The sequence below is a fragment of the Nonomuraea sp. 3N208 genome (assembly GCF_052245935.1).
GTDB lineage: Bacteria > Actinomycetota > Actinomycetes > Streptosporangiales > Streptosporangiaceae > Nonomuraea.
Genome location: NZ_JBQQBR010000045.1, coordinates 37,807 through 59,547, shown reverse-complemented (window position 1 = coordinate 59,547; position 21,741 = coordinate 37,807). Strand labels below are relative to the sequence as shown.

Below are 21,741 nucleotides of genomic sequence, written 5' to 3'. Positions count from 1 at the left end.
TGCCGAAGGTCAGTCCCGCAGGCGGGAGCGCAGAACCTCGCTGTCGGTGGTCGTCCAGCCGTGCTGGGTAAGCCAGCCCATCGGGCCGCCGAAGCGGTCGTCCAGGACGCCCAGGAACTGCTCGATGTACTTCGCCCGGGGCCTGTGGTCGTCGGCCGGCCTGGAGTCCAGGTCGCCGCGGTAGGTGTCGCTGCCCCGCAGCCGCTTGAGAATCAGCTCCAGCCGCTCCCCCGTGGCGACGTAGTCCTCCACGATGGCCTCCCTGGTGGCGCCGGCCACCTCGAGCGCCAGCGCCGACAGCACACCCGTGCGGTCTTTGCCCGCCGCGCAGTGCACCAGCGCCGCCCCGTCGTCCAGCGCCATCGTACGCAGGGCCGCCACCACCGCGGACGGGCGGTCACGCAGGTAGCCGAAGTAGAAGCCGGTCACCCGCAGCTCCTCGTCCAGCACCCGCTCCGCCCACGGCAGCACCCGGTCACCGTCGATGGTGCCAGGAGCGGTATCGGCCTCGACGTCGGTGTGCCGGCCGCCCTCGGCGAACAGCGTCAAATGGTGATGCCGCACCTCCGGCACCAGGGTCAGCGGACCCGGGCCCTCCAGCGAGACCTCCGCGTTGGAGCGGAGGTCCACGACGTGCCGCAGTTTCAGCTCGCCGACGAGCAGGCCCACGTCCCGGGGCGTGAGCCCCTGGAGATTGTCGGCGCGGTAGATCCGCCCGCGCTGCGTGACGCCGCCGTCACGTGTGGGAAGCCCGCCCAGGTCACGCGCGTTGACCGCGCCTTCAAGATCAATCCACCTTGTCATCTCGCTCATTATCTCGACCCTATATGTCCACCAAATATGAGCGGATTCGAGGTTCATAACGCAGCATGAACGTATGGATCCACGAGCTCTGCCTCCAAGGCTGGTGATCGATCCCTCGCTGCCCCCGGAGATCTCGGTAGAGCTGCGGTCGAGCCCGCACATCCTCCGCATGGCTCGAACCGGCAAGCGAATGGACACCACGTACAACCCCGCCCTGCTGTTCGTGCTCCCCGGCTTCCTCTTGATGATCTTCCTGGTGACCGACTGGAAGGGCGTTTTCGGGGCGAGTCTCGGCATCGGCATGATCGTGCTGCTCCGGTGGATGGCGTTGGACAGCTCCCATCGCACGACCAAACGAAGACTCCGGCTGGCGCAGACGCATGCCGAGCACTACATCATGGCCGAGGACCTCGACTATCCCTGCCAGATGTTGCTGCGCCGCGCGCAGAACGCGGTCGAGGCGATACTCAACTCCAAGGTGCACCGGGCGGGTCTGATCGACAGCATCGACAACCAGGTGACGCTGCCGGAGGAGGTCTGGCAGATCGCGCAGCGGCTCCGCAAGTTGTCGTCCATGCACGCCGAGCACGGCAAGCTCATCCCCCGCGAGCTGCCGCCCGGCATGGAGGACGCGTTCAAGCCGTACACGAGCGCGCTGGACGCCGCCTGGACGTCGTTGTCGCAGCGGGTGCGCCACCTGGAGAAGTACGCCAAGCAGGTGATCAAGGCCGACAAGGTCTACCACACGCACAAGCGGCTGGAGGCGCTGGCCGCCAAGACCCCGGAGTACCAGCAGCTGATCGCCGAGACCGTGCACGACCAACTGGCTCGCCAGCACATCAGGGAGCTCGCCGACCAGGCCGCGCATGCGCGCAAGATGTTCGAGGAGAGCATCACCCAGGCCAGGCTGGCGGCCGGAGAGCTGCTCAGGACCCCGCTCACCTAGCGGCTACGCCCTGCGCGCCTACACCTGGGGCACCGCGCGCCTGAGCAGCTCGAGGGTACGGCGCATGCCGGCCTCGTTGCCGAGGCTGCGGTAGATCTCCCTGGCCTGCTCCAGCGGCGCCACGGCGGCCTGACGCCCGCCCGCGTCCAGGTGCGCCTCGCCCAGGTAACGCAGGCTCCGCGCCATCCACCACCGGTCCTCCAGCTCCTCGAACGCCTGGACGGCACGGCGCAGCTCCGCCTCCGACTCCTCGATCCGCCCCAGCCGGGCCAGCCCCCGGCCGGCCGACACGGCGTTGCGGGCCACCCCCCACGAGTCGCCCAGGGCCACGAGGATCTCCTCGGCCCGCCGGACGTACTCCAGCTCGCGCAGCCCGTTGGCCGGGTCGCCGACCTCGCCGGCCGCCCGCAGGCAGCGGGCCTCTTCCCACAGCTCACCGCGCTGCCGGAACATCTCGGCCGCCCGGTCCAGGCTGAACCCCGCCCGGGTGAACAGGTGGGTCGCGGCCCGGTGGTCGCCCGCCGCCAGCTCGCCCCGCGCCTGCGCGGCCAGCACCTCACCGTAGACCCGCAGCGTCTGGGCCTCGGAATAACGGTTGCCGTCGCGCTTGAAGATATCCAGCGCGCCCTCCAGCAGCTCCCTGGCCTCCTCGGGCCGCCGCTCGGCCATCCGCATCTCGGCCAGGTTGCGCTGGGTGCGGGCCATCCACCACAGGTCCTCCTCACCCTTGAACGCGGTGATCGCCCCGATCAGGTAGTCCTGTGCCCGGTCCAGGTGGCCGTCGCTGTACAACGTCATCCCGATTCCGCGCATGCACCTGGCCGCCCACCACGACTCACCCACCTCGGTGAAGATCTCCAACGCCTGCTCGGCCTCCTCCAAAGCCCGCTCGCGCAGGCCGAGGCCGCCGTGCACGGAAGCGCTGTCGAGCAGGGCGATGGCCAGGGAACGCCGGTCCCCGGCCCGATCCGCGGCCTCGCAGCCGATCTCCGCGACCGCCTTCCAGTCGGCCCAGTAGGCACGCAGCGAGTGGCACAGCGAGCAGAACGCCCGGGCCAGGCCCCACGTCAGCTCCCACAGCTCCAGCTGCCTGGCCAGGTTGATCATGGCGAGCAGTGAGAGGCGCTCGGCGTTGAGCCAGTCGCCGGCCCGCAGCTGCCCGTCGGCGCTGGCGCGGCGGCCGCCCCGGCTCCAGTCCTGCGGCCAACGGTTCTGCGCGGCCTCCTCGGCGCGGCGGCGGTAACCGTAGAGCACCCGCTCGATCGCGGCCCTGCGCCGCCCGCCCTCGTCCTGCTCGGTCAGCTCCGCGGCGAACACCCGGACCAGATCGTGCAGCCGGTAACGCATGGCACCGGTCTGGTCGGTGCCCGAGCACTCCGCGAGCTGGGCGTCGATGAGCGCCTCCAGCTGGTCGGCGCCGTCGAGGCCGGAGATGTCGAGCAGCTCGCCGGCCACCCAGCCCGGCACGTCAGGGGCGGGCAGCGCGCTGAGCAGGCGCAGCAGGCGGCGCTGCACGCCGGTGCAGTCGTCGTAGCTGAGCTGCACCGACGCGCGCACGCTTTTGTCGACGGTCGGGGCCAGCTCCAGCTGGTCGAGGATGCGGCGCGTGTCGGCCAGCCGGCCGGCCATCTCGCGCAACGTCCACTGTTCCCGCGTGGCGAGCCGCCCGCCGCAGATGTTGATCGCCAGCGGCAGGTAGTCGCACAGGCGGACGATCTCCTTGGCGGACTCGAGGTCGTCGACGATCCTGGCGCCGCCGCTGAGCCTGGCCAGCAGCTCCACGCCATGTGCCTCGCTGAACACGCCGAGCCGCGTGTCGTGCGTGCCGTTCAGGAACAGCGGCGCGCGCGATGTCACCAGCACCGCGCACCCCGGCTCTGCCGGGATCAGCGGTTTGACCTGGTCGGCGTCGTGGGCGTTGTCCAGGCCGATGAGGATCCTGCGGCCCTTGGTCCAGGTCAGCCAGAGTTTGCGTAACTCGTCCAGGCCGCCGGGGTCGGTGGTCAGGCGCACGCCCAGCGCGCGCAGGAAGCCGATGAGGACCTCGTCGGGGCGTACCGGGGAGTCGACGCCGCCGCGCAGGTCGGCGTAGAGCCGGCCGTCGGGGAACCAGTCCGCGACCTCCTGCCCGAACCTGGTCATGAGCGCCGACTTGCCGACGCCGCCGCGCCCGTACACGGAGACGACGAGAGGCGGCGCGAAGCCCGTGGCCTTACGGCGGGCGGCGAAGACGTCACGCAGCTCGGCCAGGGCTTCGGCGCGGCCGGTGAAGTGCTCGGGGACGGGCGGCCATTGGTCGGGCGCGACACCGCCGCCGACGCCGCCGCTGATCTCCCGGCGTTTGGGCCGCGACTCGGTGGTGGCCCACGTGGTGAGTCCGACGAGGACGGCCGCCGCCAGGGTCACGCCGACCTTGGCGAGCGGCGGGATCTCCCACTCGACCGACGCCGCCAGGACGCTCGCCGCTGCCGCCGCCAGGCCCGCGGAGACGGACGCGGCCCACGGCACCTTTCTTCGGCGTCCCTGCGGCTTTTCTGGAAGATTGTCTGTCTTGTCGGGCAGGTCCCCGGTCAATGAACACCCCCTCTACGGGGGAGATTCAACCGAATGGGGTACGGCCCGCGCCAGCCGTACCCCAAGGCTTTCCGCTACAGGCCGATCACATGGCAGGTGGCGGTCATGGTCTTGGTCGGGTCGCTCTCCGAGGTGGCGGTGAGCTTGACCCTGGCCAGCCGGTCGCCGCCGGACTCGCGGACCGCGTTCACGGTCACGAGCGCCTGCTTGCCGAACGCGACGGAGGCGAGGGCGTTCGGGACCTGGGTGGTCCACCCCTTGCCCTGGACCTCGGCCTTGAGCCGGTAGATGTCGGAGTTGAGGTAGGCGCTGACGTCCTCCGGGTGCTGACCCTGCGCCAGGGCCGCCTTGCCGGTGTTGAACAGCGGGAACTTGCAGGAGGAGATGTTCTTGCCTGCCGGGACGCCGGCCGCGGGGAGCAGTTTGACCCCGCGCTGCTGCGGGCCTGCGCCGTCGAGCGAGCGCACGGCGACCGTGTAGGACAGCTCGCCCTCGCGGTTCCGCTTCACGTCGGTGACGTAGAAGTGCAGGCGGTTGGCCTCGTCGACGAATTCGTACTCGCTGCCCGAGTCGGTGCCCGCGTGGAAGAGGGCGTCGGACAGCTGCCGGTAGTCGCCGATCGTGATCGGCACCTTGGTGCCATCGGGCAGCACGTAGTCGGTCATGCCGATGTCCTGCGGGTTGGCGTCGATCACCCACTCGAACGGGGCCCGGTCCTGGTTCTTGGTCTTGGCCAGGAGCACGCCGGCGTCGGGGGTGAAGGAGTCGGTGCCCATGCGGTCCACGACCTCGACCGTGTAGTTCTCGTAGCCGCCGCCGTCACACAGCGGATCGGCCGTGTTGCACGAGCTCTTGTCGCCGGTGTCGAAGGAGACGTTGATCCCGGCGAGCTCGTCCTGGCCCGGCTGCACGGCTCGGGCCAGGACCTTGGCGGTGACCAGGCCGGACTCGTCCAATGCCTCGCGGGACAGGCGCAGGACGTTCTGCTCGTCGACCATCCCCAGCACGATCTTGTTGCGCAGCATGTGCTGGGCACCCATGGACGCGCCCCCGGTGGGCGGGATCAGCCAGCGCGAGTGCGGGCCGCCGGGTCCGTTGAAGCTCCCGCGGCTGAGCATCTCCCAGATGCCGGTGAACGCCCGTTTGGGCGGCTGGGCGTACGGGTTGTTGTAGTTGTCGGCGATGCCCATGATGTGGCTCAGCTCGTGGGCGTAGACCGCCATGCCGGAGCTCTCGGCCTGGACCGAGTCCACGCCGAAGCGGGCGTTGGGCCAGAAGTTGGAGCCGGCCTGCCAGGAGGTCCACTCGACGTAGCGGGTCCTGGACCAGTTGGTCAGGTTGGGGTCGGGCGGGCCCCACTCGTCGGTCACGGACTCCTTCGTCGGGAACTTCATCATCCCGAACTCCTGCCACGTGGACGACTCGTCCTGGCCGGCGCTCAGGTAGAAGACGAAGTCGAACTGCGCGGCCACGTCCGGGCCGACGGCGGCCAGCCAGGCGGCGTTGCCGTCGGTACGCAGGTTCCTGGTGCAGGTGTCGCCCGCCGGGCAGGCGTCCCGCTGGTACTCCATGGCGTACTCGTGGTCCTTGCCCGGCATCGTGTACGGGCCGAACCCCGTGAGCTCCACGCCGAAGCGGCCGCCGGAGTCCTCCATCCAGTACTCGTGGATGGTGTGGCCCTTGTTGAGGTCGTTCGGGGTGTTGAGGAAGTCCTGATAGAACTTCGCGACCTGGTCACGCGGGATGTCGTGGGCCTCGGCGCTCGGGTTGGCGTAGATCGTCGAGCCCTTGGGCTGGGTGACGACGAACTGCTGGTTGGGGTAGTCGAGCAGGATGAGAGCGCCCTTGAAGGTGCGCTTCGACCCCTTCACCGCGGGGTCGTTCCAGTTGGTGCCGGGCGGCTTCTTGTAGTCCGCCCACGTCATGTTGTCGGGATTTTCCCAGTTCTGTGGGTCGATGGGCTGGATGCCGCCTGCCGGGCGGCTGCGCAGCGTCTGGGCGTCGAGGGGTGTGTCGCTCTGCCAGGGCTGCGTTTGCGGCCAGTGGTCGCGCCGCCAGGGGTGCTCTGGATCGGTAGGGGGTGCTGCGGAAGCGGGGGTCGCCACGAGGCTCAGCGGGATCAGCACGATGGCCGCGAGTAAACCCTTCAGCAGCTTCTTCGGGACGTTCACGGATCGACGGTATAGACGTTGTTGACGGAGATCACCGAACAGTTGTAGGGAAGACCTGTAGCGGGCTGTCCTACAAATGTTGAAAAGTGCATGTAAAGGGGTGGCTGTGGCGGATCTTCAGCGGACCGTTGACGAGCTTGCCGCCCGTCTCGGCCGCCCCCTGTTGCTCGAGGATCGTGTGCAACGCGTCGTGGCCTACAGCGAGCAGAACGGCGCCATGGACGACATCCGCCGCGACTCGATCCTGCGCAGGCACACCACCCCCGAGGTACGCCAGTGGTTACGCGCGGCCGGCGTGCACGAGGCACCCGGCCCTATCCGTACGCTGGGCGCGCCGCGCCTGGGACTGCTGCCGCGCGTGTGCGTACCGGTGCGGCACGCCGACGGGCTGCTCGGCTTCCTCTGGTTCATCGACGCGGAGCCGGCCATGTCGGACGCGCAGGTCGCCGAGGCCGCGTCCGCCGCCCCAGGCCTGGCGCTGGCGTTGTTCCACGAGAGCCTGGCCAGCGGGCTCGCCTCACACCGGGAGCTGGAGGCGGTCACCGGAGTCCTGCTCGGCGAGCCGGACGCGGCCAGGCAGCTGATCGAGGCAGGCGCGTTCCCACAGGCGGAGGCGGTGACCGTGCAGGTGGCCAGGCCGCTGGCGGCCGAGCCGTCCGACTCCCTCCGGCTGGCGCTGGAGCAGGGGTTGCTGGCGCTGCGGCGGCGGCTCAGCGGGCACCATCCGCTGCACCTGGTCCGCTACGACCACGCCGTGCTGCTCACCGCCGGGCCGCCGGTCTCGCCGGAGGAGCTGCACGCGGCCATGCCGGTCCCGGTGGTCGTCGGGGTGGGGCGGGCCAAGCCGGCGCTGTCGGCCGCGGTGGGGTCGTACCAGGAGGCCAGGCACGCGGCCGAGGTGGCCGCCCGCGTGCCGGGGCTCGGGGGAACCGCGGAGTGGGCGCGGCTGGGCGTGTACCGCCTGCTCACCCACCTGCCGGATCAGGAGTTGCATCCGGGGCTGGAGGATCTGCTCGCGGACGCGCAGTACCTGCCGCTGCTGGAGACGTTGGAGACGTACCTGGACCTGGCGGGGAGTGCGGTCGCCACGTCCCGGGCGCTGCGACTGCACCGCACGTCGTTGTACTACCGGTTGCAGCGGGTGGAGGAACTTGCCCGTACGGACCTGAAGGACGGCGGCGAGCGGCTCGCCCTGCACCTGAGCCTGAAGCTGGCCCGGCTTTCCGGACGCTACTTACCTCGGGATTTGCCTGGTTCGACCTGATTGATTCCCTGGCGTCGCTCACGTTTAATGCCCTGAAGGGAAAATCCGACGGGAGTGCTGATGCCCTCTGGTGTGACGCGTGCTGGACCGACGGCAAGACGGACTGCCCGGCCGACCCCAGGGCGGCGCTCCGGAGCTCGCCCCGCGCCGGTCGTGCTCCACTCCGCGCCGCTGGTTCTGCCCGTCTGCGATGATCCCATCCGCGACGGCGCCGTGGTGATCAGGGGCGATCGCGTGCTCCAGGTGGGCACGCGGGCCGAGCTGCTCTCGTGTTTTCCCGTCAGCGAGGAGCGCCGGTGGCCCGGAATGATCGTGGCGGGGCCGGTCGACGCCTGCTCGGTCGTGCCGTCGGCGGCACTTGGGGTGACCGCGCGGGCGAGTGTGGTGTGCGACCTGGCCGAACTCACGGGGGTCCCCGGCATCACCTACATCGAGGTGAACGCCGACAGCGAGGAAGACTGGGAGGAACGCGAGCGCGACGCCGTCATCACGGCCATCCGGGAGATCGACCGGCCGTGCGCGGTAGGGATCGCGGCACGCACCAGGAACCCGCAGGTGCTGGAGGACGTGGCCGTGCTGGCCAGGACGTTCGGCCTGCGGCTGCTGGCCGACCTGGACCGGCACTCGCCCGCCGAACTGGACGAGGCCGGAGTGCTGGGGCCGCTGTGCCACGTCACCTGCACGCGGCCGCTCGATCCCGGCGAGCGCAAGCTGCTCCGGCTGCGCGAGACCGTCATAGCCCTGTGCCCCTCGGGGACCCCGCACGTGACCGACGTGCTCGCCCTGCTGGACGAGGGTAATTCCCTCGCCTTCGGCTCCGGCCGCGAGGCGCGTGCGGCCGGGCCGCTCGGGCCGGCGGCGACCATCAGGCGGCACGCGCGTGAGCTCGGGCTGCGGCCCCGCGGGCTGGATCGCAAGCTGGTCGAGGCGGCCACGCTGGGCGGGGCCAGGGCACTGGGCATGGATCGCGGGCCGGGTCGCATCGGGTCGCTGGGCCCAGGCGCCCGCGCCGATTTCGCGGTCTTCGACGCGCGGGGCCGCTACCCGTACGCCGCGCTCCTGGCGGGGCCGCCCTGCATCGGGACGGTCGTCGGCGGCGTGGAGCGCTGAAGGCAGCGCCCCCGTCGTAGTCACCTGAACTGGCCGTCCACCACGCTCAGCAGCTCCCCTAGCTCCTCGCGCTGCTCCTCCGACAACACCGCGAACAATTCCTCGCCGGCCTGCCTGCGCGCGTCGCGCGCCAGCCCGGCCGCGGCGCGCCCCTCAGGGGTGATGACGACCAGCGTCGAGCGGCGGTTGCCGGGATCGACCTGCCTGCGCGCCAGCCCCGCCCCCTCCAGCGCGTCCACGACGGGCGTGAGCGAGCGCGGCACGATCCGCAGCTCCTCGGCCAGTTGAACCATCCGCAGCGGCCGCTCGGGGTCGGCGTCATCGAGCACCCGCAAGGCCCGTGCCTGGCTCGGGCTGAGTCCGAGCGGGACCAGCCGCCGCACGTACCCATGCCTCAGCCGTCGGCTGACCAGGTGCAAGAGCTCCGCGAGCTCCTTCTCCGCCATGCCTTAAGCTTAGCCGGAACAAATATGAGTTAACCTCTGTTTGAGTGGCCATCTGAGAGGAGCACCACTTGGCGGAGGAACCACGGGCGCCGCTGCGGCGCATCATCAAGCTGTTCCGTGCCTACCGTGGCCGTCTGGCCTTGGTGGGCTCGCTCATCCTGCTCGCCTCGCTCGTGTCGCTCGCCCAGCCGTTCCTGCTGCGCGAGGTGCTGGACGTGGCGATCCCGTCCAGGGACGCCGGGCTGCTGGGGCTGCTCGCGCTCGGCATGATCGCGGTTGCGGTCACGACCAGCGTCTTCGACGTACTGCAGACGCTGATCTCCACCACGGTCGGCCAGCGGGTCATGCACGATCTGCGCATCGCTGTGTACACGCACTTGCAGCGCATGTCACTGGCCTTCTTCACCCGAACCAAAACCGGCGAGGTGCAGTCGCGCATCGCCAACGACATCGGCGGCATGCAGCAGGTGGTCACCTCGACCGCCTCCTCTCTCGTCTCGAACCTCACCACCGTGATCGCCACGATCGCCGCCATGCTCGCGCTCGACTGGCGGCTGACCGTGATCTCTCTCCTGCTGCTGCCGGTGTTCGTATGGATCAGCCGCAGGGTGGGCACGGAACGCAAGCGCATCACCGCCGAGCGGCAGCGCAAGCTGGCGAAGATCGCCTCGATGGTGCAGGAGTCGCTGTCGATCAGCGGCATCCTGCTGGGCCGGACGATGGGCCAGGCCGCCGGGCTGACCGAGCGCTTCGGCCGGGCCTCCGACGAGCTGGCCGACCTCGGGGTGCGCATGAGCATGGCGGGGCGCTGGCGGCAGTCGTCCATCCAGATCGTCATGGCCGCGATGCCCGCGATGATCTACTGGGCCGTTGGGCACACCGGCACGATCTCGGTCGGCACGCTGGTGGCGTTCACGACGTTGCAGACGAGCCTGTTCCGGCCGGCGGTGTCGCTGCTGCGGCTCGGCGTCGAGGTGCAGACCTCGCTGGCGCTGTTCGGCCGCATCTTCGAGTACCTGGACCTGCCGGTGGACATCCGCCCCGGCACCCGTACGCTCGAGCGCGTACGTGGCGAGGTGCGCTTCGAGAAGGTCGACTTCTCCTACGGCGAGACCCCCACGCTCGCCGGCGTGGACCTCGTCGTTCCCGCGGGCACGAGCCTGGCCGTCGTGGGCGAGACGGGCGCGGGCAAGACCACGCTCAGCTACCTGCCGCCCCGCCTCTACGACGTCACAGGCGGGCGGGTGACGATCGACGGGGAGGATGTGCGAGAGCTGACGTTCGAGACGCTGAGCGCTGCGGTCGGCGTGGTCTCGCAGGAGACGTACCTGTTCCACGCCTCGATCGCGGACAACCTGCGTTTCGCCCGCCCGGAGGCCACGGACGAGGAGCTGGAGGCGGCGGCGCGGGCCGCGCGCATCCACGACCACATCGCCGCGCTGCCCGACGGATACGACACGGTGGTGGGCGAGCGCGGCTACCGGTTCTCCGGCGGCGAGAAGCAACGCCTGGCCATCGCCCGCACGCTGCTGCGCGACCCGCCGGTGCTGATACTCGACGAAGCCACCAGCGCGCTGGACACGCAGACGGAGCGCGCCGTGCAGGAGGCGCTCGACGCGCTGGCGCGGGGCCGTACCACGATCACGATCGCGCACCGTCTGTCCACCGTGCGAGACGCGGACCAGATCGTCGTGCTCGACCGCGGGAGGCTCGTCGAGCGGGGGACTCACGAGGAGCTGATGGCCCGTGGAGGCCGCTACGCGGCGCTCGTGAGCAGGGACCATCCCGCAGAACTGGTTTGATGCAATATTAAACGTGTGTTGCCTCACATTCCGGCCAGACCGGAATCGCTTCGCCGGAAGAGCGTGTTGGATCCCCCGGCGAATCTCCAAGGCAAGGACATGTTTTGTCTCTGACTTCCTCCACTTTCAGAGCCCTGCGTCATCACAATTACCGGCTTTGGGCGGGAGCGGACATCATCTCCGTGACCGGCACCTGGATGCAGGTGCTCGGTCTCAACTGGCTCATCCTCGAGATGACGGGCTCGGCGGCCAGCGTCGGGCTCAGCCTCGTCATGCAGGCGCTGCCGACGTTGCTGCTGGGCATGTGGGGCGGGGCGCTGGCGGACCGGTTGCCGAGCCGTCCCGTCGTGATCGCCGCGCAGCTCGCGCAGGCGGCGCTGGCGGCCGTGCTCGCGACCATCGTCCTGACGGGCGTCGACTCCGTGGCGCCGATCTACGGAGTGGCGCTGGCCGGCGGCGTGGTGACCGCACTGGGCGGACCGGCGCTCGGCCGGTTCGGCGCCCAGGTCGTGCCCCCTGCCGACCTGTCGAACGCGATGGCGCTCGGATCCCTCCTGAGCTCGGCCGGCCGCATCCTGGGCATGAGCCTGGCCGGCGTGCTGCTGCCGTTCACGGGGAACGCGGGCCTGTTCGTCATCAACGCGGCCAGCTTCTTCGTGGTGATCGCGGCGGTGGCAGCCATGCGGCGCGCGGATTTCCACCGGCTGGCCGCCGCCGAGCGGCAGCCGGGCGCCGTGCTCGAAGGGCTGCGGTACGTCGTGCGCACCCCGTGGCTGCTCGTCGTGCTGGCTCTGTGGTTCGTCTCGGGCAGCGTCGGCCGCAACTACCAGGTCACCATGGCTGCCATGAGCGCCGGCCCCCTGGAGTCGGGTGCCGGCGGGTACGGCCTGCTGTCCACGGTCTTCGCCGTCGGCACGGTGCTCGGCGGCTTTCTCGTCGCCGCGAGGCCGCACTTGACGATCCGGCTGCTGCTGATCACAGCGTTCGCGATCGGAGTGGCGCAGGCGCTGAGCGGGCTGATGCCGGAGTTGTGGTCGTTCGCGGCGTTGATGTTGCCGATCGCGGCGGGCGCGGTGGCCGTCGACACCACCGTCTCGGCCCGCGCGCAGCTCGACAGCCCCGAGGCGATGCGGGGACGGGTCATCGCCGCGCTGTCCATCGTCAGCGCCGGATCGGGCGCGCTCGGCGGGCCGCTGCTGGGCTGGCTCAGCGACACGCTCGGGCCGCGGCTCGCACTGGAGATCGGCGGCGTGGCGTGCGTGGCTGCGTCGCTGCTCGCGGCCGTGGCGCTGGCCAGGCTCTCCGGCCGGACGGTCAGGCAGGCCGCCCGGCTCCGACCCCGCCTCGAGCAGGCCTGACCGCCCACGTACGGCTCGGCTGGTTCGAACGCAAGGCGTTCCAGGAGCGCAGGGCAAGGAAGAGTTGGCCGACGCACTAAGGCACGCCAAGTCCTAGGATTCCGGGCCGCTCCTTGGGTAGGGGGCGCGTATGACCGAAAAACCTCCGAACCGGCACGGCATGAGCGATGAGCAGGCGATCGAGGTCAGCGAGTGGACCGACGATCTCGGGCTTCATCATGAGGTCGTCGAGGACGACCCGCGGCGCAGGGACACGCTCGACGAACGGCTGCGACGCGAGGCCCCGGACCGGCTCCGCGAGCCCCGTCCCAAGCACCGGCTGACCCAGCCGGACGAGGGCCTGGAGCCCGACGTTGAGGACGAGGAGCTCGGCGAGGACTGGGGCGACGACGACTCGGACCTGTCGGCCGAGGAGCGGGCGGTCCGCATCGATCCCGGCGAAGGCCTCAGGTGAGCCGGCGCGCGGCGGGCAGGAGGGCATGCAGGTCGTCGACGACCACGTCGGCGGCGGCGGCTTCCGGGCGCGCGGCGTGCAGGTAGCCCCACGGGCCGCGGCGCAGCAACGCGGTGCGCATGCCCGCTCGCGCCGCCGGGAGCACGTCGTTGTCGAGCCGGTCGCCCACGTAAAGGATCTCTGCGGGCTCCCGGCCCGCGACCGCGGCCACCTTGGCGAAGAACTCCGGCTGGGGCTTCTCCACGCCCCAGCCCTCGGAGGTGTGCACGGAGTCGGCCGGCAGGTCCATCGCGACCAGCGCCTCATAGGCCCGGCGCGGCTGGTTGCCCGCAATGATCACCTGATACCCCGCCGCGCGGAGCTCGGACAGGGCCTCGCGCACGTCCGGATAGAGATCGTCGGCGTCGAAGCGGTTACGCAGGCCGTCCGGGTCGTCACGCTCCCAGGCGGCCTCCTCCGCGTCCAGGTCGAAGCCGGGCCGGATGAGCTCGAACGCGTCCGCGTGCGGACGGTCGAGTGCGGCCATGCCGCCGAGCGCGCCCATCAGCACCAAGCTGCTCACGCCCAGCCGCTCGGCCCAGCGCGACCAGATCCGCGTCTCGTCGATGAGCGTCTCCCCGACGTCGAACACCACAGCCTTGATCATCAATCCCCCAGCTCGAACTTGTTCCAGCTCAGTTATTCGGGCATCAGGTGAACGCCCGATAAACAACCGTAAGGGGGATTTTTTCATGCCACGAGAGCGTGATGCGAAGGACCGCCAGCTCGACGCCGGCCGCGTGCCGCTGGACGATCGCCATATGACCACGGACCAGGGTATCCCGGTCGACGACACCGACAACTCGCTGAAGGCGGGCACCCGGGGTCCCACGCTCATGGAGGACTTCCACTTCCGCGAGAAGCTCACCCGCTTCGACCACGAGCGCATCCCCGAGCGCGTGGTCCATGCCAGGGGTGCCGGCGCGTACGGGATCTTCGAGTTGTACGAGCCGCTCGGCCACCTGACCACGGCCGCGTTCCTCAACGACACGTCGGTCACGACGCCGACCTTCGTGCGCTTCTCGACCGTGGCCGGCTCGCGCGGCTCGGCCGACACCGTCAGGGACGTGCGCGGGTTCGCCACCAAGTTCTACACCACGCAGGGCAACTACGACCTCGTCGGCAACAACTTCCCGGTCTTCTTCATCCAGGACGGCGTCAAGTTCCCCGACTTCGTGCACGCCGTCAAGCCCGAGCCGCACAACGAGATCCCGCAGGCGCAGTCGGCGCACGACACGTTCTGGGATTTCGTGCAGCTCCAGCCCGAGTCGCTGCACATGGTCATGTGGCTGATGTCCGATCGTGCGATCCCGCGTAGCTTCCGGATGATGCAGGGGTTCGGGGTGCACACGTTCCGGCTGGTGAACGCCTCGGGCGAGGGCACGTTCGTCAAGTTTCACTGGCGGCCGGTGCTGGGGACGTACTCGCTGGTGTGGGACGAGGTGCTGCGCATCCAGGGCAACGACCCCGACTTCAACCGCCGCGACCTGTGGGAGGCGATCGAGCGCGGCGCCTATCCCGAGTACGAGCTGTGCGTGCAGCTCGTGCCCGAGTCACGCGAGCACGACTTCGACTTCGACCTGCTCGACGCCACTAAGATCATTCCTGAGGAGCAGGTGCCGCTGCGGCCCATCGGCAAGATGACGCTCAACCGCAATCCGCAGAACTTCTTCGCCGAGACCGAGCAGGTCGCCTTCCACACCGCCAACGTCGTGCCCGGCATCGACTTCAGCAACGACCCGCTGCTGCAGGCCAGGAACTTCTCCTACCTCGACACCCAGCTCTTGCGGCTGGCCGGGCCCAACTTCCCGCAGATCCCCATCAACCGTCCTCTGGCCGCGGTCCGCAACGACCAGCGCGACGGCTTCCACCAGCACATGATCCACGAGTCGCGGACGAGCTACGCGCCGAACTCCATCAGCGGTGGCCACCCGGATGCCGTGGACGGCTACCGGCACTACCAGGAGAAGGTGGAAGGCACCAAGATCCGGATGCGCAGCCCCAGCTTCCAGGACCACTACAGCCAGGCCACCCTGTTCTGGAACAGCATGGCCGGCTGGGAGAAGCAGCACATCGTGGCGGCGTTCCTGTTCGAGCTGGGGCACGTGGAGCGCCCCCACATCAAGGAGGCCGTGGTGGACCATATGGGTAAGATCCACCCGGACCTGGCCGCCCAGGTCGCCCATGGCCTCGGCCTCCCCGCGCCCGCCGTGTCCGCGGTCCACGCCAACGCCTCCCCCGCCCTCAGCATGACGAACCAGCCGCGTAGCGTCGCCACCCGCAAGATCGCCATCCTCATGGCCGACGGCACGGACGCGGCGGCGGTCACGAGCCTGCGGCGGGAACTCGAGGATCAGGGGGCGATCTGCGAGGTGGTGGCCCCGTTCGAGGGCACCGTCGGCGGCCTGCCGGTGGACCGGCAGCTCAGCGCGGCGAACTCGGTGCTGTACGACGCGGTGGTGGCGGCCGACGGGTCGGCCCTGTCCTCGGTGGGGCGGGCTCAGTTCTTCGTCAAGGAGGCGTTCAGGCACCAGAAGCCCATCGGGGCGGTGGGCTCGGGCCGCCTGCTCATCGGGGCGGCGCACCTGCCCAACGACGTGGGGATCGTGATGGGGGACGGGAACGACATCGCGAAGGAGTTCACGGAGGCGGTGGCGGGGCACCGCTTCTACGAGCGGGACGTGTTCAGCGTGCCGGCGTGAGCTCGTTCTTCAGGGGGTGAGCTTCTCCATCGCCTTCGCGATCCGCTTCTCGGAAACCGGCGTAGGCGTCCCCAGCGTCTGCGCGAAGAAGCTCACCCTCAGCTCCTCGATCATCCACTGGATCTCCACCACGTCCGGATCCCCGCGCCGCGCCGGATGCAGCTTCTCCAGCAGGTCGTGGTAGTCGTCCTCGACCTTGTGCACCCGGTCCATCCATTCCTGGTCACGCCAAGGCTCCTCGGGCAGCTTGGCGAGGCGGCGGTCGATGGCTCGGATGTAGCGGAGGATGTCGGATAGCCGCCGGTAGCCGGTGGCCGTGACGAAACCGGGATAGACGAGCTTGCTCAGCTGATCGCGGATGTCGTCGGTCGAGGCGCTCGGGCGCAACGCGTCGAGCCGGGCGCCTGCCTCGTGCCAGACCGCCAGGATCTGCTCCACCTTGCCGAGCACGTCCGCCGCCGCGTCGTACAGATGAGCGCGCACATGCTGGTAGACGCGGTCGAAGGCGACCGGGTCCCAGGCGGGGCCCCCGACGTCGAGCATGAGCTTGTCCACGGCCGCGTTGACCACGTCGTCGAACAACGCCACCGCCCCGCCGTGCGGGCTGCGGGACAGCGCCAGCTTGGCCTGGTTGGACAGGCCGCCGAGCAGTGACTTGGCCGGGTTGGTGACGTTGAGGAGCAGCAGGCGGCGTACGCCGGGCCAGTGGGAGCGGCGCTGCTCCGCCTCCGTCTCGAAGATCTTGATCGAGACCGAGTCGCCCGCGTCCACCAGCGCCGGGTAGCCCTTCATACGGCCCTGCTCGAAGACCTTCGGCAGGCGGCCGAAGCTCCACGTGTGCAGGCCCGTCTGCTCCAGGTCGTCACCGGCCTGCGACAACGTCTGGCGCAGCTTCGGGGCCAGGCGGCGTTTGAGCGCGTCGAGGTCCTTGTCCTCGGCCACCGTGCGCCTGCGCTCGTCGATCACCCGGTACGTGATGCGCAGGTGATCCGGCACCTGGTCCAGCTGCCAGGCCTCGCGCGGCACGCGTACGCCCGTGAGCCGCAGCAGCTCGCGCTCCACGGCCGCCAGCAGCGGCTCCCCGCCCTGCTGGACCCCGGCCAGCACCTGCTTGGCGTAGTTGGGGGCGGGCACGAAGTTGCGACGCAGGTTTTTCGGCAGCGACCGGATCAGCGCGGTGATCAGCTCTTCGCGCAGTCCCGGGATCTGCCAGTCGAAGCCGTCGGAGCTGACTTGGTTGAGCACCTGGAGCGGCACGTGCACGGTCACGCCGTCGGCGTTCGCGCCCGGCTCGAACTGGTAGGTCAGCTTCATCCGCTGGCCCAGTTGTTTCCAGCTGTCGGGGTAGTCGCGGGTGCTGACGTCGGCGCCCTCGTTGACCAGCATCTCCGGCGAGAACGTCAGCAGCTCCGGCGTCTCCCGCCCGGCCTTCTTCCACCAGGAGTCGAAGTGCCGGGCGGAGACCACGTCGGCGGGGACCCGCTGGTCGTAGAAGTCGAACAGCGCCTCGTCGTCCACCATGATGTCGCGGCGGCGGGCGCGGTTTTCCAGCTCCTCGACCTCCTCCAGGAGCTTGCGGTTCTCCTTCAGGAAGCGGTGGTGGGTGTCCCAGTCGCCCTCGACCAGCGCGTGCCTGATGAACAGCTCGCGTGACAGGTCGGGGTCGATGCGGCCGTAGTTGACCTTGCGGCCGACGACGAGCGGCACGCCGTAGAGCGTGACCTTCTCCAGCGCGATCACCGCGCCCTGGTTCTTCTCCCAGTGGGGCTCGGAGTAGGTGCGCTTGACCAGGTGCTGGGCGAGCGGCTCGACCCAGTCGGGCTCGATCTTGGCGTTGACCCTGGCCCAGAGGCGGGAGGTCTCGACCAGCTCGGCCGACATGACCCACTGCGGCTGCTTCTTGGCCAGCGTGGAGCCGGGGAAGATCGCGAAGCGGGCGTTGCGGGCGGCGATGTACTCCTGGATCGGGCGGCGGCCGTCCTGGCCGCGCTTCTCCATGACGTCCTTGACGCCGATGTGCGACAGGAGCCCCACCAGCAGGGACGCGTGCACGTGGTGGGGGTCGGCGGGTGCGCTGTTGGGCTGGGCACCGAGCGCCTGGCGCAGCTGGCTGTAGATGTCCTGCCACTCGCGGACGCGCAGGTAGTTGAGGAACTCGCTCTTGCACAGGCGCCTGAAGGCGCTGGACGACAGCTCCTTCTGCTTGTCGCGCAGGTAGTTCCACAGGTTGAGGTAGGCCAGGAAGTCCGACTCCGGGTCGGCGAAGCGGCGGTGCTTCTCATCGGCCTGCTGCTGCTTGTCGGCAGGGCGCTCGCGCGGGTCCTGGATGGACAGGGCGGCGGCGATCACCATGACCTCGCGCAGGCAGCCGTTCTTCTCGGCCTCCAGCACCATGCGGCCCAGGCGGGGGTCCACCGGCAGGTTCGCCAGCTTGCGGCCGACGGGGGTGAGCTTGCTGTGCGCGTCGAAGGCGCCCAGCTCGTGCAGCAGGTTGACGCCGTCCTTGACGTGGCGGCGGTCCGGCGGCTCGACGAACGGGAACGCCTCGATGTCGCCCAGCCCGATGGAGGTCATCTGCAGGATGACCGAGGCCAGGTTGGTCCGCAGGATCTCCGGGTCGGTGAACTCCGGCCGGTTGAGGAAGTCCTCCTCCTCGTACAGCCGGATGCAGATGCCGTCGGAGGTGCGCCCGGAGCGGCCCTTGCGCTGGTTGGCGCTGGCCTGCGAGATGGCCTCGATCGGCAGGCGCTGCACCTTGGTGCGGTGACTGTAGCGGGAGATGCGCGCGTAACCCGGATCGACGACATATTTGATGCCGGGGACCGTGAGCGAGGTCTCGGCCACGTTGGTGGCCAGGACGATGCGACGGCCGGTGTGGCGCTGGAAGACGCGGTGCTGTTCGGCGGCGCTGAGGCGGGCGTAGAGCGGGAGGATCTCGGTGTTGCGGAAGTCGGCCTTGGTCAGGGCGTCGGCGGCGTCGCGGATCTCCCGCTCGCCGGACAGGAAGACCAGGATGTCGCCGGGGCCCTCGGAGATGAGCTCCTGGCAGGCGGTCACGATGCCCTGCGTCTGGTCGTCGTCCTCGTCGAGCGGCCGGTAACGCACCTCGACGGGGTATGTGCGGCCGGAGACCTCGACGATCGGCGCGTCGTCGAAGTGGCGGGAGAACCGCTCGGGGTCGATCGTGGCGCTGGTGATGACGACCTTGAGGTCCGGGCGTTGGGGCAGGAGCTGTTTCAGGTAGCCGAGGATGAAGTCGATGTTGAGGCTGCGCTCGTGGGCCTCGTCGATGATCAGCGTGTCGTACTGGTCGAGCATGCGGTCGTTCTGCAGCTCGGCCAGCAGGATGCCGTCGGTCATCAGCTTGACCAGGGTGCGCTCGCTCGCCTGGTCGGTGAAGCGGACCTTGTAGCCGACCACCTCGCCGAGATCGGTGCCGAGCTCCTCGGCGATGCGCTCGGCGACCGTGCGGGCGGCGATGCGGCGGGGCTGGGTGTGGCCGATCAGCCCGCGTACGCCCCGGCCCAGCTCCAGGCAGATCTTGGGGATCTGGGTGGTCTTGCCGGACCCCGTCTCACCGGCGATGATCACGACCTGGTGGTCGCGGATGGCCGCGAGGATGTCGTCCTTGCGCTGCGAGACCGGCAGATTTTCCGGATACTTCACCTGCGGTAGGGCTTCGCGGCGGCGTACCAGCCGCTGCTCGGCCCGCTCCACGTCGGCGAGGATCTCTGCGACGATCTTGTCCCGGGCGTCGCGGGAGCGCACCCGGCGCATGCCGTCGAGCCTGCGCCGCAACCGCCGCTGGTCGCGCGGCATGAGCTCGGGCAGGCGGGACTGAAGCTCGGCGAGTGGAGAGGACAACGAAGACGTTCCCATACTGCTTCAAGGATATTTGAACTCCGCTTCCCCGGAGCCAACGGCCTATCGTGCCCCATCAGCCGAGCTCAGCGCATCCCAATATCAGGGGCGGGCCGCCAGTGCCGCGCCGATGATGCCCGCCTCGTTCTGCAGGGCGGCGGGCACGACCGGCGTGCGGAGCGTGATGTGCGGCAGGAACTTCTCCGCCTTCCTGCTCACTCCCCCGCCGATCACGATCAGCGACGGCGAGAACAACATCTCGACGTGCTCCAGGTACTCCTGCACCCGCTCGGCCCAATGCTCCCAGCTCAGGTCGTGCTCCTCGCGGGCACGCGCCGAGGCCCGGTGCTCGGCGTCCTTGCCGTGCAGCTGCAGATGCCCCAGCTCGGTGTTGCGCACCAGCGTCCCGTCCGTGAACAACGCGCTGCCGATCCCCGTGCCGAACGTCAGCACGAGCACGGTCCCCCGCTCCTCGCGCCCGCGGCCGAAGCTCATCTCGGCCACGCCGGCCGCGTCGGCGTCGTTGACCACGCTCGCGCCACCGAACAACGCCGCCGCGTCCACGCCGACCCAGGACCGGTCGACGTTGGCCGCCGACAACACGACACCGTCCAGGACGACACCCGGAAACGTCACGCCGACCGGACCGTTCCAGTCGAAATGCTTCACGATCGAGGCCACCACCTCGGCCACGTCATCCGGGCTCGAAGGCTGGGGCGTGGGAACGCGTAGGCGCTCCTCGACCAGCCGGCCCGCCTCGGTGTCCACGGGGGCGCCCTTGATCCCCGAGCCGCCGATGTCGATGCCCAACACGTTCATGCTTTTCCTCTCCCCCGCGTGACGCGGGGAAACTCTTGTACCGATATTTCCGACACCCGGCTGAACCGGGCTCCCGCCCTCCGCGTATCTCGCGTCACAAGCGCTAACTAGGAGGCAACGGATGCGGCCACGCATCATCACACTCTGCGCTGTTGCGGTCGTCTTGGGAGCGACTCTCACCACTCCCGCACACGCCACCACCAGGACTCGTTTCGACGTCATCCCCCTTGTGTCGGACGTCCAGGGCAAAGCCCCGGTCACCGACCCCAAGGTCGTCAACCCGTGGGGCCTGGCCATGGGCAAGACTCTGTGGGTTTCCAACACGGGCACCGGCACCGCCACCGTCTACTCCGGCACGGGCAAGAAGGAGCAGACCGAGGTGTGGATCCCCGGCGGAGCCCCCACCGGCCAGGTGTTCAACCCCGGCGAGGGCTTCACTGTGAAGGGCAAGCCCGCCACGTTCATCTTCTCCAGCCCGAGCGGCGCCATCACCGGTTGGAACGCCGAGGTCGACCCGAAGAACGCGATCATAGCGGCGTTCAGCCGCGGGGCCGACTACAAGGGCCTGGAGCTCGTCCAGACCGAGGACGAGGCATTCCTGCTGGCCGCTGACTTCGCCGGCGGCCGCATCCACGCCTTCGACGAGGACTTCCGGCGCATCCGCCTGGCCCGCTGGCAGTTCCAGGACCGGGACCTGCCCGACGGCTACCACGCGTACAACGTCGCGGTGGCCAATGGCAACATCTGGGTGTCCTACGCGCTGCGTGACCCGACCACCGGCAAGCCGGTCTTCGGCAGGGGCAAGGGCTTCGTCAGCCGCTTCAACGCCTCCGGCCGCCTGACCGGCCGCATCTCGCGGACCGGGCTCAACGCCCCCTGGGGCCTCACGGCCGCGCCGCAGGGCTGGGGCCCGTACGCCGGCTCGCTGCTGGTCGGCAACTTCGGCGATGGCACCGTGCACGCGTACAAGCAGGGCCGGCACCTGGGCTCGCTGCGCGACTCCAGCGGCAAGCCGATCGTGCTGCCGGGCCTGTGGGACCTGGAGCCGGGCACCGCGGCCACCGGCGGCGAGAAGGCCCTGTGGTTCTCCGCCGGCATCGACGGCACCAAGCACGGCCTGATCGGCGTCATCGCCCCGCAGGGCACGAAGCCGACGTCCACCGGGACGGGAACCGGAGCCAGCCCGTCGGCCACGCCGACGCACCCCTCCGGCCACAAGTCGAGCGCCCCAGCTACCCAGCCGCCCTCCCAGAACAACCCTTACGGCGGGTACTGACCGGCGCTCTCGCGCCGTCGCCCCCGGCCAGGCGAGGAGCGCAGCTCGCCGACAGCAGGCCGGGGGCGGCGGTCCACCTGACGTTTCCGGCGCGGTTGGCGCGAGCCGCGCCGGA

Annotated in this window: 15 protein-coding genes; 8 read left to right on the top strand and 7 right to left on the bottom strand. The window is 69.7% G+C overall.

Annotated elements, in window-relative coordinates; translation table 11 throughout:
* Positions 1-9: 9 nt before the first annotated feature.
* Positions 10-804 (bottom strand): tyrosine-protein phosphatase, encoded by a 795-nt coding sequence (locus ACTWPT_RS47460; protein WP_443184133.1) that lies wholly within the window; start codon positions 802-804, stop codon positions 10-12.
* A gap of 73 nt (positions 805-877) precedes the next feature.
* Between ACTWPT_RS47460 and ACTWPT_RS47455 the strand changes: the two genes are divergently transcribed.
* Entirely contained in the window at positions 878-1,750 is an 873-nt protein-coding gene (locus ACTWPT_RS47455; protein ID WP_443184132.1) for a hypothetical protein, read from the top strand.
* An 18-nt stretch (positions 1,751-1,768) separates the two neighbouring features.
* On the opposite strand, the gene ACTWPT_RS47450 is transcribed toward ACTWPT_RS47455, so the two are convergent.
* Both ACTWPT_RS47450 and ACTWPT_RS47445 read right to left on the bottom strand, forming a co-directional pair.
* A complete protein-coding gene (locus tag ACTWPT_RS47450; RefSeq protein ID WP_443184131.1) occupies positions 1,769-4,258 on the bottom strand; it encodes an ATP-binding protein in 2,490 nt (829 codons plus the stop codon).
* A gap of 140 nt (positions 4,259-4,398) precedes the next feature.
* On the bottom strand, positions 4,399-6,495 hold the full coding sequence (locus tag ACTWPT_RS47445; RefSeq protein ID WP_443184130.1) for a M6 family metalloprotease domain-containing protein: 2,097 nt from the start codon (positions 6,493-6,495) through the stop codon (positions 4,399-4,401).
* Positions 6,496-6,601: 106 nt separating this feature from the next.
* On the opposite strand from ACTWPT_RS47445, the gene ACTWPT_RS47440 reads away from it, so the two are divergent.
* On the top strand, positions 6,602-7,759 hold the full coding sequence (locus tag ACTWPT_RS47440) for a PucR family transcriptional regulator (RefSeq protein ID WP_443184129.1): 1,158 nt from the start codon (positions 6,602-6,604) through the stop codon (positions 7,757-7,759).
* A gap of 153 nt (positions 7,760-7,912) precedes the next feature.
* Positions 7,913-8,869, top strand: a complete 957-nt coding sequence (locus tag ACTWPT_RS47435; protein ID WP_443184128.1) for an amidohydrolase family protein — start codon at positions 7,913-7,915, stop codon at positions 8,867-8,869.
* 20 nt (positions 8,870-8,889) lie between these two features.
* Here ACTWPT_RS47435 and ACTWPT_RS47430 read toward each other — a convergent pair whose 3' ends face one another.
* The gene (locus ACTWPT_RS47430) at positions 8,890-9,315 is read right to left on the bottom strand and encodes a MarR family winged helix-turn-helix transcriptional regulator (protein ID WP_443184127.1); all 426 of its coding nucleotides are present in this window, start codon (positions 9,313-9,315) and stop codon (positions 8,890-8,892) included.
* Positions 9,316-9,383: 68 nt separating this feature from the next.
* Here ACTWPT_RS47430 and ACTWPT_RS47425 point away from each other — a divergent pair, with 68 nt between their 5' ends.
* The 3 genes from ACTWPT_RS47425 to ACTWPT_RS47415 all read left to right on the top strand — a co-directional run bounded on the left by ACTWPT_RS47425 (position 9,384) and on the right by ACTWPT_RS47415 (position 12,929).
* Complete coding sequence (locus tag ACTWPT_RS47425; RefSeq protein ID WP_443184126.1) at positions 9,384-11,117, top strand: ABC transporter ATP-binding protein; 1,734 nt, start codon at positions 9,384-9,386, stop codon at positions 11,115-11,117.
* A 104-nt stretch (positions 11,118-11,221) separates the two neighbouring features.
* On the top strand, positions 11,222-12,475 hold the full coding sequence (locus ACTWPT_RS47420) for an MFS transporter (protein WP_443184125.1): 1,254 nt from the start codon (positions 11,222-11,224) through the stop codon (positions 12,473-12,475).
* A 130-nt stretch (positions 12,476-12,605) separates the two neighbouring features.
* Positions 12,606-12,929, top strand: a complete 324-nt coding sequence (locus tag ACTWPT_RS47415; protein WP_443184124.1) for a DUF5709 domain-containing protein — start codon at positions 12,606-12,608, stop codon at positions 12,927-12,929.
* Here ACTWPT_RS47415 and ACTWPT_RS47410 read toward each other — a convergent pair.
* On the bottom strand, positions 12,922-13,575 hold the full coding sequence (locus tag ACTWPT_RS47410; RefSeq protein ID WP_443184123.1) for an HAD family hydrolase: 654 nt from the start codon (positions 13,573-13,575) through the stop codon (positions 12,922-12,924). The two genes, ACTWPT_RS47415 and ACTWPT_RS47410, sit on opposite strands and share 8 nt — an antisense overlap.
* An 85-nt stretch (positions 13,576-13,660) precedes the next feature.
* Here ACTWPT_RS47410 and ACTWPT_RS47405 point away from each other — a divergent pair, with 85 nt between their 5' ends.
* Positions 13,661-15,670: a catalase gene (locus ACTWPT_RS47405; protein ID WP_443184122.1), complete on the top strand. Its 2,010-nt coding sequence runs from the start codon at positions 13,661-13,663 to the stop codon at positions 15,668-15,670.
* Between the two features lie 9 nt (positions 15,671-15,679).
* Here ACTWPT_RS47405 and hrpA read toward each other — a convergent pair whose 3' ends face one another.
* Together hrpA and ppgK are read right to left on the bottom strand one after the other, a co-directional pair.
* Entirely contained in the window at positions 15,680-19,549 is a 3,870-nt protein-coding gene (hrpA, locus tag ACTWPT_RS47400) for an ATP-dependent RNA helicase HrpA (RefSeq protein WP_443184121.1), read from the bottom strand.
* 84 nt (positions 19,550-19,633) lie between these two features.
* On the bottom strand, positions 19,634-20,350 hold the full coding sequence (gene ppgK, locus ACTWPT_RS47395) for a polyphosphate--glucose phosphotransferase (protein WP_443184120.1): 717 nt from the start codon (positions 20,348-20,350) through the stop codon (positions 19,634-19,636).
* A 121-nt stretch (positions 20,351-20,471) separates the two neighbouring features.
* Between ppgK and ACTWPT_RS47390 the strand changes: the two genes are divergently transcribed.
* Positions 20,472-21,626, top strand: coding sequence for a TIGR03118 family protein (locus ACTWPT_RS47390; RefSeq protein ID WP_443184119.1), 1,155 nt, complete (start codon positions 20,472-20,474; stop codon positions 21,624-21,626).
* Positions 21,627-21,741 lie beyond the last annotated feature (115 nt).

Excerpts from the sequence above, each read along its gene's own strand:
- ACTWPT_RS47460 (WP_443184133.1), bottom strand. The coding sequence starts at position 804 with ATGACAAGGTGGATTGATCTTGAAGGCGCGGTCAACGCGCGTGACCTG.
- ACTWPT_RS47455 (WP_443184132.1), top strand. The coding sequence starts at position 878 with ATGGATCCACGAGCTCTGCCTCCAAGGCTGGTGATCGATCCCTCGCTG.
- ACTWPT_RS47430 (WP_443184127.1), bottom strand. The coding sequence starts at position 9,315 with ATGGCGGAGAAGGAGCTCGCGGAGCTCTTGCACCTGGTCAGCCGACGG.
- ACTWPT_RS47415 (WP_443184124.1), top strand. The coding sequence starts at position 12,606 with ATGACCGAAAAACCTCCGAACCGGCACGGCATGAGCGATGAGCAGGCG.
- ACTWPT_RS47410 (WP_443184123.1), bottom strand. The coding sequence starts at position 13,575 with ATGATCAAGGCTGTGGTGTTCGACGTCGGGGAGACGCTCATCGACGAG.
- ACTWPT_RS47405 (WP_443184122.1), top strand. The coding sequence starts at position 13,661 with ATGCCACGAGAGCGTGATGCGAAGGACCGCCAGCTCGACGCCGGCCGC.
- hrpA (WP_443184121.1), bottom strand. The coding sequence starts at position 19,549 with ATGGGAACGTCTTCGTTGTCCTCTCCACTCGCCGAGCTTCAGTCCCGC.
- ppgK (WP_443184120.1), bottom strand. The coding sequence starts at position 20,350 with ATGAACGTGTTGGGCATCGACATCGGCGGCTCGGGGATCAAGGGCGCC.
- ACTWPT_RS47390 (WP_443184119.1), top strand. The coding sequence starts at position 20,472 with ATGCGGCCACGCATCATCACACTCTGCGCTGTTGCGGTCGTCTTGGGA.